The following is a 13,753-nucleotide window of genomic DNA, read 5'->3' on the forward strand; positions in this document are numbered from 1 at the left end:
AGGTCCTACTCCAAATCGAAAAGGAAGAAAGTCCCATATAAGATCAAGTTTTAATCCTTCATCCAGCACTTTGTTTATCTTTTCATATTTGTCAGACGCCGAAGATACTCCAAAAGGAACAACATTATATTTTTTTCTGAGGAGTTTTATGATTTCTGAGATAATACCAAAGGAGTAGTTTGGATAATTGAAATTGTGAAAAAGAAGCCCAATTGTTCTTTGATCTTCATTCCATCCCCATTCTTTTTTTAATTCCTCAAAGCTGCTAAATCCGCGCATATTCTTTGGATCAAAAAGCACATATTTTGAAAAATCTACTGATTCTTTGGGTTTTGGAAGCTCTTTAATTTTGCCATAGTCGCCACACAAAAGAAAAAGCATATTTTTGATGTTTTCTTTAGATGCGTATCTCCAATAATTTTTAAGATAGATCCAGTTGCGCATATCTTTAAGAAAACCAAAAGGCAAAAGTTTTCCAAGGGTCTTCATTCGCTCGAGCATCTTTTCTATATCGAAGTCAGAGGTGGTCCTTTCCTTTTTCCCGGCTACCTTTTCCATAATTTTCATCAGCTTTTCTGCAGAGAAAGATCCGAGCTTCTCACGAGATCTTAAATATTCACCTGCATATCCGATAAGGACGAGATCTTTCTTGTATTCCTTAAATGTCTCTTCAATAGCCTGATAGATAGACCTTTCTGCACCCATTAAGTCAAGTAACACAATATCTGAGGATAAAATCGATCTTTTTATGGCTGAAACCTTTTCTGAATAATCCCTCTGTTCACCCACAAAATATGCATCTATTTTTATCTTGCTCTCAAAAAGATGGCCAAATTCCTTTTTGGAAAGGAAACCATCTATTACTTCAGAAAGAAACCGAAGTCCTGCATCAGAGACAGAGACAAAAGTCATTAAAAAAGGCATTCTTTGCCCCCTTCTTTAGAATTTATAATCAACCTTTACCCACCAGCAGCGCTCTGGACCCAGGACTGAACCATGAATCTCATAATCTTCATCAGTGATATTGGTAACTGCCATCTGAATCCCAAGACGATCAAAAAGCTCAAACCGCATGTTAAAGTCTAAAACTGTAAATGAATCAAGATCTATCTTTTTTTGAGTTTTTCTGTCTTTAAAAAATCTGCTTCCGTAATACCTGGCATCAAGTGATGTGGTAAAACGTTTCTTGGGGCCAAATTCATGAGTAAGTCGAATTCCACTATTTGCTTGATGCAGTGGCATGTCGTCCAGCCGCCCTCTTTTCTCCTCTACTGAATGGGTATAGGTATAGTTAATATAACTGCTAAGCCATGAAAATATTTTCCCTTCCATTGCTATTTCAAATCCGTCGGTTTCAACTTCATTTAAGTTTTCAAAACGTTGAATGCCAGCTTTTATAATAGCAGATATAAGGTCTTCAGCTTTTGAGTAAAATCCTGTGAGATCAAATTTAAATCTATCACTAAATTTAATTGATGTTCCCAGCTCATAAGACCAAACGGTTTCTGGATCAAGGTCAGGGTTAGATTTAAAAGGTATTCCAGGAATCATCATCCAGGTTGGTGAGTAAAGCTCCTGAAGATTAGGAGCACGAAATGCCCGGCCAACAGATGCTCTAAAACTTATGTTATCATTCAGTTTGTATAAAATTCCAAGTTTTGGAGAAAAAGAATCTTCTGTCTCTGAATTAATATCATACCTTGCACCTAAGGTAATTAAAAGACGAGAATAGAACTCCATTTCATCTTGAAGGTAAATGGCATAAGTATTCATAGTTTCATCCATGACATCACCAATTACACTTCCGTCTTCTTTAGTGTTTTTCCAATGTGCTTTTATAAAATTGGAATCTATACCAAAAGTTAAATAACTAAAATTCTTAACAGGAATTGATGCTTTAATTTGAGCACCGACATTTCTTCCCCAATAATCACGATCTCCATACACGAACAAAAAAGGAGGTCCAAAAGGAGCAGAATTATCAATAATATGTTCCAATTTTGCTTCGCTTTTGTCATAATTAGTGAAAATTCTTGCCTCAAGGTCTAACTTGTTAAAAAGCGTAGTATGTCCGCTTAAATTCAAAAAGTACGAAGTTTTGTCTTGATCTCTTTTGCGCTCTACAGGGAGAAACACTGTTGTACCTCTTTCTGTGTAGGCTTTCATATAGTTTCCTGTAAATGTTATGCCAGTGACATCAGAAAAGTCATAGTCACAGCGTGCAAAAATTCTTTTGTCGTTATAGTCTGAATATTTACTTACATCTTTATATCTTTTATTAAAACCACCTGTTGCTGGATTATAAATGTAATCTACTTCTTTATCCCTGCGGTAGTGATTGTCTATAGTCCGATAGTCTCCATTCAAAGAATAAAAAAATTTGCCTTTTCGTCCAAGAATGCTGAGACCACCTTCTTTAAAGTCAAAATTTCCTAACCTAACCATCGGAACAATATCAATGCCCTCTTTTTCCCTTTTTTTTGATATAATATTGATAACTCCTCCCATTGCATTACTTCCGTAAAGTGAGGAAAAAGGACCTTTAACAACCTCCACGCGCTCAATAGATGATAACTGAAATTGGTTGAAATTAAGAAAACCTGTAATTGGCGAGTTAAGAGGCACTCCATCCATCATAAGCATTACCTTTTTGCTTCCACCTATACCGCGGATGTAAACACTTATAGGTGGACCAAAACCGACATCTGTATATCTTCTGATATCAACTCCTCCAAGCTTTCTTAAAATATCGTCTATGTTGGTTGCAGAAGAATTTTTAATATCCTCTTCTTTAACAACATCTACATCAGCGACCACCTTCTCAGCAGACCTTGGAGAGCGGGTCGCAGTAACTACTATTTCTTCCATCTCATGAACCTTTTGGGCATTACTTAATCCTGGTAAGAAAAAAAAGATTAGTAATGTAATAAAAATTCTTTTCATTTTAAGCCTCCTGCAATAAATTTTATCCAAAAAAAGAGTCCCTGAACCGTACATAAGCAGTCCAGGGACTCCCGTTTTATTCCAAAGGACCTCAGCTTATAGCTTTGGGCACCCGCCAAAGCTAATGCCTATCTGACTCAGGCAGGTCTTCTGACTCTAAGGATCAACCTACTTGCCACACCTTCCCAGGAGTATCCCTGCTCCCAGTGGCTTATATGTGGCTTTCGTCCCCTTATCACAGCCGCGGGCCGGTTCCGGATTTCCACCGGATTCCCTATTAAGCCTTACAGCACCTGAGTGATAAACTTTTTATAATATGTCTAACTATGTGTCAACCCCCTAAACATAACTATCCATTTTGACACTATCCTTTTTCTCTTGTGTTATTTCAACATTAATTTTAACACACTAACTAATATTCCAGTAAAGATAGCAATCTGACCCAGCCAGAATATAAACATCCACTTTATAGTGTCTGCACGCCATTTGTGTATCTCTGTCCTTAACTTCTCTTCTGTGGCTTTTATCTCTCCTCTTAACTTTTCTTCTGTTGCCTTTATTTCCCCTCTTATTTCTTCCATCTCCTTTCTTAGTCTTTCTTCATGGGCCTTAAGTTCATCTTTAGTTACAAGCTCCTTTGTTAATTCATCTTTAAGCTCTGTTTTAATGATAACCTTCTGCTCTTTTGCCTTCTCCTCTATTGAATAAAGGCCTTTCTCTATTGCTTCTATCACCTTCTTCGCAAGTTCAGGGTCAGATAAAACCGCCTCTACACTCTTTGTTATCTCATAAAGATAAAGCTGTATCAACGTCTATCAACCAAATATCTTTTCCCTGCTTCTTTAAATAATTCCCAAGCCAGACACTGGCTGTAGTCTTTCCAACACCGCATTTTCCTGCAACAGCTAATTTCATAAAAGCTCCTATTAATCTTTAGTAAAGAAATTGTAAAGAAATCTTTTAAAATATGCAACCTTATAAATTTATCTTTTGGGGACGGGAAGACCGGTCCCGGTGGGGATGAAAGAAAAGCAAGTGCGTTAGCACCTTGAAACTAAACGATCCAAAATATAAAATACAACCATAAAGGTGAAAATAAAGAGAGCGATAGTTTTTGAACTAAACCACCTAACGGAAGAATAGCAGATAATACTTGGACATCTTATACCAATACCAATTAGACATTCTCTTTCTAAATTTTCTATTAAGGAACTATCAGTCAGCCATTTATTTGTTGATGATAAAATTACATAGAATTTTTTGAAGGAGTATTTTAAACTAGTATTGGCATTATCAAGAGATTGGAGTAACTTTTTAAGTTTTTGGAAGATCCTAAAAAGTTCAAAAACAAAGGGACAGAAATTGTTAAATCACCAAAATAGGGATTGGCCCCAAATTTACAACCCGATAGTGATTTTGTTTGAAGATAGGTTATAAAAAATTTACACAAAAGGATAGACAGTCCCGCCGCCAACCGCAAGCCCAACGGGCGCAGCGAGTTGGCGGTTAGTCTATAATGTGATAATCTTTTCACTCTCCTGAATTAACTTATATAGATCTTTCTGTGTCCCCTTCTTATGATATCCTTCCTTCACTCCGTGAAGTTCCATTAATTTCCCTCAAGCAAACAATTGTCCTTCTGAAAGGGTAAATACTTTCGCCAGATTTTTTAAAGGAAACTTTTCAGAGTCTAATTTTTCATATTTTACTGAAGGTCCATTTAAAAATATAGTGACATCTTCTATTTCCTCCAGCATTATATTGGCAAGTCTAAAGGAGTTCCAAAGAACTTCGGGATTATCCTGACAAACAATAAACAGAATTTTCATATTTTTCTCCTTCTTGGTTCTAACGCCTGAGATGACCGGTTTGAAAAAGTATTAGCTTTTTCAAATCCAAGTTCATTCCATTGTTAAAAATTTCTCATTTCATAAATACATTTGTAATAAACGGTGCTACCTTAACCCCAATAATAACAAACATAGCTATGACAAAAGTTTCTATCCCTGCCCTAATACTGATTTCTTTCATAACAAACGCTGCGCCAAAATCTGTCAGAATACAAAAGGCAAGAGCTCCCCAAAGTCCAAATTTGGCAAATACTAAAACCATAGCTATGACCAACGGTATGGCAATAATACTTCCGAATAAAGCAGTATAAATAAGAGAAACATGGGAATGCTTAGCGATAATATAAACCATACCAGCCATCCTTGGACAGACAATAAACAAAGCTAACCCTATACCTGATATCAATAACTCCTTGGGCATATTATACTTTCCTTCCTATTTTTAACAATTATTATATATATTTAAAACCAAAATTTCCTATTTCAATTCTATTGTCAAGTTTTAAAAATTTTAAATTTGGCCATGAATCTGTTCATAGCCAATTTTTGTGAGAAAAGATATTCAATTTTACCTGAATATTTACTAATATGTTTTCAAAAAATTTTTAATCTCAATTAATTGCTCTTTTATGTTTTTTGCAAATCCATGTTGAGAATTTGAAAAAAAATCTTTTACAGAACCAAAAAATGTTATTTTACCTTTTTCAATTGTAAAAATCTTTTCACCAAGATATATAGCCTCTAATGGATCATGGGTTACATGGATAATGGTAAGGGAAAATTTTTGTTTTATTCTTTTTAAAAATTTAATAAGCCTCATCTTTAGGTGAAAATCCAAAGCAGTCAGTGGCTCGTCTAAAAGCAAAACCTCTGGTCTTATCATAAGAGACCTTGCCAGTGCAACCCTCTGTCTTTCTCCTCCGCTTAATTGAGAAGGCATTCTTTGGATTAGATGTTCAATCCCAAATTCTTTCATAATATTTGATATGTGTTCTTTGTCTGGTTTTATTTTTCTTGCCTTAAAAGGAAAAAAAAGGTGCTCTTCAACAGTCAAATTTGGGAAAAGCCCAAGATTTTGTGGCAAATAAACTATCATTCTATTTTCAGGTGGAAGTTTTGATATCTCTTTTTCATTTAACCTAATATAACCTTTGTCCATTTTCTCAAACCCGGCTATCTCTTTAAGAGCAAGACTTTTTCCAGCACCGCTTGGACCAAGCAAAATATTGTAGCTATTTGGTTCAATAAAGAGTTCAATACCTAAAGAAAATCCATTTTTATACGACTTTATAATCTTAGCTTCTAACATATTTTTTGTTTAAATATAAAAGGGTAAAAAATATAATTGAACACAAAAGTATTACCAAAGCACACACCGGCCTTGCTGCATTAAGACCATACTCTTCAAACCTTTCATACATAAGTATAGGGGCTGTTTTGGGAAAATAAGCTAGTATCAATAGAGCTCCTACCTCGCTTATACTTCTTGCAAAGGCGAGCACAGAACCTCTTATTATAGAAGGAAGCGCTAATGGAAAGGTGATGCGAAAAAAGGTGTATGTATGAGATGCACCAAGACTTCTTGCCACTATCTCAATCTCTTTGTCCACACTGTTAAATCCCACGATTGAAGAGGAGATTATAAAGGATATGCTTACAAACATCATGGCAAGCACAATTCCATAAACAGTATCAACAAAAGAGATATTTATTGTTCTAAAAAGGTGTCCTATAAAAGTCCTTTGGTTAAAAAGGGATAGAAGTGCAATTCCAACTGCTACATGGGGTATTGCAACTGGTATGTTGATTAAGCTCTCAACAACTGATTTTCCCCTGAACTGAATCCTGCTTAAAACGTAACCAATTGGTATTCCTAAAAAACATCCCAAAACAGTTGCCCAAAAAGCACAATAGATAGAATGGAATATGGAATGCCACACAACACCATCTTTTAAGGTGGCTATGAGGCTTTTTGAAGAGAGTTTAACAAATATGTGGATTATAGGGCCAGCGATGAAAAAAGCACCGATTGTGCTTATTATCACTGCCCCTATATTTAAAATGTTTTTTGACATGACTTAATGCTCAAACTTTTTTGAAGCCTCTGCATCCAGATATAATGGCTCATCATATTTATCTTTACCATAATCTCTTATGATTTTCTGTGCCTTTTCAGAGACCAGAAATCTTATGAACTTTCTGGCAAAAGATCCCATTTTGCATTTCTCAGGCTGACACATGGCGTGATAAACATTTATTAGCACGGGATCACCTTTAAAAAGAAGATCCAGGTTGTGCATCTTGCTCTTTCCAACTATCCATGTGCTGCTGTCCACCATGAAGTATCCTTTGAGCTCGTTTGCCTTCTTTAAGGTTGCCATCATAAAGTTGTGCGTGACAACATACCAGCTTCCTTTTGGTGTAATTCCTACCATCTTCCATATCATAAGCTCTTTTTTGTGCGTGCCTGAATTGTCCCCTCTGGACAAAAATATTACCTTTTTTCCAGCAATTCTTCTATAAGCATCTTTTGCAGATGTAGCATGCCTAACATCAGCAGGATCATCCTTGGGTCCAACAATTACAAAGTCATTGGATCCAATAAGTGTCCTCTGTGTAGCCCAACCTTCTTTAACTGCCTTTTTTTCAGCAGATGGGGCATGAACCATAACAACATCAACCTTTTTCTCTTTAAGTAGCTTAAGTGCCTTTCCAGATCCAGCTTTTACCCAGCATATGGATACAGGATATCTCGTCGTAAACTCCTCTGCCAGAAGCTTTAATAGTCCAAGCTCTCCAGGACTTCCTGTTGCAATGGTAAGCCTTGTTGGACTGAAATAAATTGCCTTACATTTCGGACATTGTGACCCTGCTTTTATCTCTTTTACAGGATAAATAGGAGTTTGTTTGCACTCAAAAAGTATTTCTTTTCCTTGCTTTCCTGTTACAAAGTCTTCCCATAATTTTGCCTCTTTTGGATGATGAGCATTTTTTAAAACACAAATTCCATACACAATAGGTTTGCCTTCTATAGTTTTGCCATAAAAGAGAGTAATCTTCGACCTTTTATAAAAATTGGCACACTTTATACTTCCCAGATTTATCTCAGATGGCAGCTCCGCATATAAAAGCCCATGCTGAAGTGCTACGCTTTTGTATTCAAAGGCATAATCAATCACCCCACTTTCCAGAAGACCAAGAAGTTCTACAGACTTGGGCCTTATGAAGATCTTTTTCCCTTTTACTTTGAGGTCTTTTGGAACTTTAAAGTGTATAACATCACCTTTTGTTCTGCACCTTATGTTCACATATCTTTTTAAAAGATATCTCACCAGTTTGGGATTTTTGTAATACAAAGATGCCAGTCCAATTGAGATCACAGTCCTATATCCACAGGGATCGTTATTTGGGTTTGAAAAGCCCCACTTTACTCTTCTTTTCCTGAGTATCTTATACCAGTTGCTTGAATTTATCTCCTTTGCATACTTTGACTTTTTCGTATAACACAACACAAGCTCATTTCTTGCAAAAAGCTTCACATACCCAGTATAGGTTGGGAATAACATCTTTGGTATTAAAGTATAATCAGCTACAGCAATCACATCGCAGGGTTTGTGAAGCTCTGTTACCTTTCTCACTGCCTTAACGCTTCCGCTTATCTCTCTTCTCACATCAATGTATGGATACTTTTTCTCAAACTCCTTTTCCATCTTTGAAAAAGGAACAGATAGACTCCCTGCGTGAAAAACCTTTAAAATTACCTTTTCCTTTGCATACAGAGAACTAACACATATTATAAAAAACAAAATTGAAAAAAACACTAAAGCTCTTTTGATCATTTTTTATCTAAGCCTCCCCATCAAAAATCCATCATCCTTTTCTTCTACCACAGATTTTCAGCAAGTGTTGGCATAATGTTTCGTGATTCGTGATTAGTGATTAGTGGAAAAGGGCCATGCAAATAATGTTTAACCTTTCAAAAATCTAGAATCTAGAACTTAGAATTTGTCAATCTGTTTTAATTTTTCCTCAAATTCAGATAAAGACTCTACTCTAATAGCCAGTTTAAGTAGGCTTTTTAAAACCTCTCTATTTACAATTCCCTTAATTTTAACAGACAAATCTGGTTTAATAAGTCCAAATCTCTCTATCAAGGCCTCGAGAACCATTTCCTGGGCCTCTAAAATCATGCCTTCCATCCGTCCTTCCCTCTGTCCTTCTATCCGTCCTTCTATTCGCCCTTCCATACGACCTTCTATCCGTCCTTGTTCTATCCATTTTTCAGCAAGTGTTGGCATAATGTTAGCCTCCTTTTTTATCTGTTTTATTGCTTCTGTTATATCTTTTTCGTCTATTTTATCACTAGCACTGGCTATATAGGACAGAAGTGTTTCTAGATATTGAAGAGGTGTATTGCTCTCACCAAGGTCTTTAAAAAGACTAAAAATTCGCTTTAGATATTTGCCTGGTTCAGGTGTAGTAAGATATTTAAGAGCCATTAAAGTTGCTTGTAATATCACCTTTCCTTTGATCTCTTCATCAGATATAGTGGATAGGTCGTAAAGCAGGTAATTAAAGTCTGGTATATAAATATCTAACTCTTTTTCAATCTCTCCAAAAAGATCGGAAAAGTTTGTTTTTATTGTCCATTTTCTGTGACCATTGTAGATGACTAATGGGATAATAACAGGTAAAGTAGAAGATTGATTTTGTTTAAGATATAGATCCCAGATTTTGACCATGTATCTGAGAAGTTGCAAAGCAGTAAATCTTTGCGGGATGCTTTTGTGCTCAAAAAGCAAATAAATAAATCCATCTCTAGAACTTATTTGAACTTCATAGAGTAAATCAGAGAAATGTGTTTTTAAATTTTCATCCACAAAGGAGTCTTTGACAATAGTAAGAGAATCAAAATCAATTAATTTGCAGATATTTTGAGGCAAATAATTTTTTAAGAAATCTTCAGCCTGCTCTTTATGAGAAAAGACTTCCTTTACAAAGACATCATGGGGATTTTGAATATACTGTTTGTCCATAAGTTTTTTGATAAAACACCTTTTATAAGGTTGGCAAGAGGAGTTTTGTATGCTTTATCCATGACAAAAACTATCCCTTCTTGATTCAGGAAGAAATCCGATCTTTTCAAAGTGTTACAGTCTTACGATGATTGAAAGAGGTGCTAGTTTTGGCATAAGATAATTAAGAGAGGGCAAAGGCCCTCTCTTTTTGTTTATATTACCATCCCCAGGTAAGATACTGATGGATTGAATCTGAGGCCTTACGACCAGCACCTGCAGCCAGGATGACCGTTGCCTGACCAGTGACTATATCACCACCAGCCCAGACACCTTTTTTCTTGGTCTTGCCAGTCTCAGGATCTGCTACAATGTATCCCCATTTATTGAGCTCTAAACCTTCTGTAGCCTTGGTTAGCACTGGATTTGCTCCAGCACCAACTGAAATTACTACTAAGTCACATTCCATCTCAAATTCAGACCCTTCAATTGGTACAGGCCTTCTTCTACCAGACTCATCGGGCTCACCAAGTTCCATCTTTATACATCTCATGCCTCTGACTCTTCCTTCATCATCTCCTAAAAATTCAATTGGATTTGTAAGTAGGTGGAACTCAATTCCCTCTTCTTCTGCATGATGAATTTCAGCCAACCTTGCTGGCATCTCTTCTCTTGATCTACGATAGACTATTTTTACACTGTCAGCTCCAAGCCTCATAGCTGTCCTTGCTGAGTCCATTGCAACATTACCAGCCCCTATAACAACCACGTTTTTTCCCTTTGCAATTGGGGTATCATATTCTGGGAACAGATATGCCTTCATGAGATTTGCCCTAGTCAAATATTCATTGGCAGAATAGATTCCAACAAGATTTTCTCCTGGAATATTTAAAAATCTTGGAAGACCTGCTCCAACTCCAATATATATTGCATCATAACCCTGCTCGAATAACTCATCAATAGTAATGGTCTTTCCAACCACTACATTGTATTCAAATTTTACTCCGAGTCTTTCAAGATTTTTTAGCTCAGAAGCAACTATATCCTTAGGCAAACGAAATTCTGGAATACCATATACTAAAACACCACCACCTTTATGAAATGCCTCAAATACAGTTACTTCGTGTCCTTTTAGTATAAGGTCACCAGCAACTGTTAGGCCAGATGGACCAGAACCTATTACAGCAACTTTTTTACCGGTTGGTGGGGCCTTTGGTGGCAATTCCCCACTCCCATGTTCTCTCTCGTAATCTGCAGCAAATCTCTCCAGATTACCAATAGCTACAGGTTCTCCCTTTTTACCTAAAACACAATTTCCTTCGCACTGGGCTTCTTGTGGACAGACCCTTCCGCAGATTGCTGGCAAACTATTTTTTTCCCATATCTTTCTTATGGCCTTATCAAACTGCCCTTCTCTTATGAATTTTATAAAGCCTGGTATATCAACTCCTACAGGACACCCTTCTCTACACGCTGGTTTTTTACACTGCAAACACCTTGAGGCCTCTTTCATAGCCAATTCTGGAGTGTATCCCAGAGGCACTTCTTTAAAATTTCTCCTCCTGACCTCAGGTGGTTGTTCTGGCATTTTTTGACGAGGAAGTTTCTCTTTTTTTTCTGCCATATCTTTTCTCCTTTTGTTTTTTTATTCCTGTAATGCTGCTTTAAATTTTTCGTAGGCCTCTTTTTCTTCAGCTAAATAGGCCCTAAGCCTCTTTATGAGTTCATCAAAATCCACCTTATGACCATCAAATTCTGGCCCATCAACGCATGCAAACTTTGTTTTACCATCAACTGTTACCCTACAGCAACCACACATTCCAGTTCCATCCACCATAATTGGGTTTAAGCTGACCAAGGTCTTGACATTGTATTCCTTGGTCATGGCGCATACAAACTTCATCATTGGAACTGGCCCAATCCCAACAACTAATTTAACATTTCCTTTTTCCAGGATCTCTTTTAAAACATCTGTAACAAATCCATGGTGGCCGTAAGAGCCATCATCAGTGCATATATGTAGCTCATGGGATGCTGCCTTCATTTTGTCTTCTAAGATAAGCAAATCCTTTGTCCTTGCACCTATAATAGCTATTACATGGTTTCCTTTTTGTTTAAGTGCCCTTGTGATTGGGTGAAGCACTGCAACCCCGGTTCCACCGCCAACACAAACAACATCTCCATCATACTTCTCAATATCTGTTGGCTTTCCAAGTGGTCCAATTATATCTAAATAGCTATCCCCTTCTTTGAGGGTCTTAAAAAGTGCTGTGGTCTTACCAACCACTTGATAGATAATTGTTATTGTACCTTTTTCTGGATCTGTATCTGCCATGGTCAAGGGGATTCTCTCCCCAGTTTCACTGGCCCTTAGAATAACAAACTGTCCTGGTTTTGCTTTTTTTGCAATCAAGGGCGCCTTAATCTCATTTAACACCACTGAGCCTTGAGCCATTTCTTGTCGCTTGACAATTTCAAACATAACTTACCTCCAAAGAATTTTTATTAATTTGTTTAGGACCCACTGGAAAAACATATATTGACTGAAAATATCAGCCCTAATTACAAATTATCCCCTTCCATTTGTTTTAGATTATAGTAGATATTGTTTTTCATCCACCTTGGATCCCACCACTCAACAGGATCAACAGGTATTCCACTTATTAATATTCCAAAATGGAGATGATCTCCACCAGCAAGTCCTGTTGCTCCAGAAAGCCCTATTACCTGTCCTTTTTGTACAAAATCACCTTTTTTTACCTTTATCAAGGACAAATGTCCATACAAAGATTGAACTCCATAGCCATGGTCAATAATTACTGCATTTCCATAGATCCCGTACCATCCTGCATAAACCACCTTACCAAAATTTGCAGCAATAACCTTATCTCTAGCAACAGAAGCAAGGTCAACTCCCAGATGGGTCTCAGTATCAATTTTTTTCCCATGATAAAAGTAACTACGTTTATCACCAAAAGAAGCCATTCTAGCAGCATTTGGCATCCTTAAAAAGGCACCTTTAAATAGAATTTTTTTCTCTGTATTAAGTCCAATATACTTAAGCCTGTCTCTATTTTCTTTTCTTAGTTCTTTATTCACTTTTAAAAATATCTCCAATGGGCTTAATCCTTTGAATTTATTTTCAAATTGAATCATTTTGGTATTTAAAAACCTATCTGATATGTTTATTTTTGAATGTCTAAATCTTGTTCTTTTTATATAACATCTAAGTGGTATTTTCTTCTTGTTTCCTGCGAAATCTTCTGCAACTACCCAAACCGTCAAATTTTTTGGATCAACATCATAAGGTATAGCGAAAAAAACGAGATAATTTTTTTTGTACCTATATGCTGGAAAAAAATATTTAGCTACCTCTACACCTGCTCTTTTAATGGGTTCTGAAACAGAAAACCCACAAACTCCAGATCCCCCAATTTTTAAATAATGTCTAAAGGTCTTCATAAAAATATTTGGGGGGGAGGTGTCCAAGATATAGATTTTTCTTATTTGAGCTACATTTCCCTGAAAAAAATTGTTTTTGGATTTATCTAACGCCCACACAATTAATTTGATTTCACCATCATTAAAGCCAAGTTTCTTAGGATCCAATTCATAATCAATATGAGAAGAATTTTCTCCAATTTTCAAAGAAATGGTCTTTTCTCTTTTTCCTTGAGAAATCTTTATGCTTACCTGTTTTAACAAAGAGTTATTGTCCTTCACACTAATTTTTATTATTTCATTATCTGCTCCAATATACTTTCGATCTTCTAGCATAATTTTTGGGGGCACCCTATCCAAAATTAAATAATAATACCCTGCTCCTAAAATTATAAAAACACATAATAAAAAACTAACTACTTTAAATTTATTCATAAAATTATTCCTTTTTTATTTGCATATTCCTTTTGTTTTGTATATAGTAATTACTTTATAACTAATTTT

At 36.2% G+C, this 13,753-nt stretch carries 13 protein-coding genes and 1 riboswitch; all 13 genes read right to left on the reverse strand.

The window, feature by feature from the left end; genetic code table 11:
• A partial coding sequence (locus ACY2V1_RS04425) for a cobaltochelatase subunit CobN (protein ID WP_461833590.1) occupies nt 1–924 on the reverse strand: 924 nt, incomplete at its 3' end.
• 15 nt (nt 925–939) lie between these two features.
• Nucleotides 940–2,943, reverse strand: coding sequence for a TonB-dependent receptor plug domain-containing protein (locus ACY2V1_RS04430; RefSeq protein ID WP_461833591.1), 2,004 nt, complete (start codon nt 2,941–2,943; stop codon nt 940–942).
• Between the two features lie 123 nt (nt 2,944–3,066).
• Nucleotides 3,067–3,255, reverse strand: a riboswitch (cobalamin riboswitch).
• Between the two features lie 71 nt (nt 3,256–3,326).
• The gene (locus ACY2V1_RS04435) at nt 3,327–3,752 is read right to left on the reverse strand and encodes a hypothetical protein (RefSeq protein ID WP_461833592.1); all 426 of its coding nucleotides are present in this window, start codon (nt 3,750–3,752) and stop codon (nt 3,327–3,329) included.
• A complete protein-coding gene (locus tag ACY2V1_RS04440) occupies nt 3,730–3,858 on the reverse strand; it encodes a nucleotide-binding protein (RefSeq protein WP_461833593.1) in 129 nt (42 codons plus the stop codon). The genes ACY2V1_RS04435 and ACY2V1_RS04440 overlap by 23 nt, the downstream gene beginning before the upstream one ends.
• Nucleotides 3,859–4,562: 704 nt before the next feature.
• Entirely contained in the window at nt 4,563–4,772 is a 210-nt protein-coding gene (locus ACY2V1_RS04445; protein WP_461833594.1) for a hypothetical protein, read from the reverse strand.
• A gap of 94 nt (nt 4,773–4,866) precedes the next feature.
• Entirely contained in the window at nt 4,867–5,214 is a 348-nt protein-coding gene (locus ACY2V1_RS04450) for a hypothetical protein (RefSeq protein WP_461833595.1), read from the reverse strand.
• 162 nt (nt 5,215–5,376) lie between these two features.
• The gene (locus tag ACY2V1_RS04455; protein ID WP_461833596.1) at nt 5,377–6,102 is read right to left on the reverse strand and encodes an ABC transporter ATP-binding protein; all 726 of its coding nucleotides are present in this window, start codon (nt 6,100–6,102) and stop codon (nt 5,377–5,379) included.
• A complete protein-coding gene (locus ACY2V1_RS04460; protein WP_461833597.1) occupies nt 6,089–6,868 on the reverse strand; it encodes an ABC transporter permease subunit in 780 nt (259 codons plus the stop codon). Before ACY2V1_RS04460 ends, ACY2V1_RS04455 begins: the two co-directional genes overlap by 14 nt.
• Nucleotides 6,869–6,871: 3 nt before the next feature.
• Nucleotides 6,872–8,632 (reverse strand): tungstate ABC transporter substrate-binding protein WtpA, encoded by a 1,761-nt coding sequence (wtpA, locus tag ACY2V1_RS04465; RefSeq protein ID WP_461833598.1) that lies wholly within the window; start codon nt 8,630–8,632, stop codon nt 6,872–6,874.
• Nucleotides 8,633–8,791: 159 nt separating this feature from the next.
• On the reverse strand, nt 8,792–9,829 hold the full coding sequence (locus ACY2V1_RS04470) for an Rpn family recombination-promoting nuclease/putative transposase (RefSeq protein ID WP_461833599.1): 1,038 nt from the start codon (nt 9,827–9,829) through the stop codon (nt 8,792–8,794).
• A gap of 199 nt (nt 9,830–10,028) precedes the next feature.
• On the reverse strand, nt 10,029–11,432 hold the full coding sequence (gene gltA / locus ACY2V1_RS04475; RefSeq protein WP_461833600.1) for an NADPH-dependent glutamate synthase: 1,404 nt from the start codon (nt 11,430–11,432) through the stop codon (nt 10,029–10,031).
• Nucleotides 11,433–11,453: 21 nt separating this feature from the next.
• Nucleotides 11,454–12,290 (reverse strand): sulfide/dihydroorotate dehydrogenase-like FAD/NAD-binding protein, encoded by an 837-nt coding sequence (locus ACY2V1_RS04480; RefSeq protein WP_461833601.1) that lies wholly within the window; start codon nt 12,288–12,290, stop codon nt 11,454–11,456.
• Between the two features lie 80 nt (nt 12,291–12,370).
• The gene (locus ACY2V1_RS04485) at nt 12,371–13,684 is read right to left on the reverse strand and encodes a M23 family metallopeptidase (protein ID WP_461833602.1); all 1,314 of its coding nucleotides are present in this window, start codon (nt 13,682–13,684) and stop codon (nt 12,371–12,373) included.
• Nucleotides 13,685–13,753: the final 69 nt, after the last annotated feature.

It is taken from the genome of Desulfothermus sp., from assembly GCF_053993635.1.

Coding starts and splice junctions, on each gene's coding strand:
- ACY2V1_RS04430 (WP_461833591.1), bottom strand. CDS start 2,943: ATGAAAAGAATTTTTATTACATTACTAATCTTTTTTTTCTTACCAGGA.
- ACY2V1_RS04480 (WP_461833601.1), bottom strand. CDS start 12,290: ATGTTTGAAATTGTCAAGCGACAAGAAATGGCTCAAGGCTCAGTGGTG.
- ACY2V1_RS04470 (WP_461833599.1), bottom strand. CDS start 9,829: ATGGACAAACAGTATATTCAAAATCCCCATGATGTCTTTGTAAAGGAA.
- ACY2V1_RS04460 (WP_461833597.1), bottom strand. CDS start 6,868: ATGTCAAAAAACATTTTAAATATAGGGGCAGTGATAATAAGCACAATC.
- ACY2V1_RS04485 (WP_461833602.1), bottom strand. CDS start 13,684: ATGAATAAATTTAAAGTAGTTAGTTTTTTATTATGTGTTTTTATAATT.
- ACY2V1_RS04445 (WP_461833594.1), bottom strand. CDS start 4,772: ATGAAAATTCTGTTTATTGTTTGTCAGGATAATCCCGAAGTTCTTTGG.
- ACY2V1_RS04450 (WP_461833595.1), bottom strand. CDS start 5,214: ATGCCCAAGGAGTTATTGATATCAGGTATAGGGTTAGCTTTGTTTATT.
- ACY2V1_RS04455 (WP_461833596.1), bottom strand. CDS start 6,102: ATGTTAGAAGCTAAGATTATAAAGTCGTATAAAAATGGATTTTCTTTA.
- gltA (WP_461833600.1), bottom strand. CDS start 11,432: ATGGCAGAAAAAAAAGAGAAACTTCCTCGTCAAAAAATGCCAGAACAA.
- ACY2V1_RS04440 (WP_461833593.1), bottom strand. CDS start 3,858: ATGAAATTAGCTGTTGCAGGAAAATGCGGTGTTGGAAAGACTACAGCC.
- wtpA (WP_461833598.1), bottom strand. CDS start 8,632: ATGATCAAAAGAGCTTTAGTGTTTTTTTCAATTTTGTTTTTTATAATA.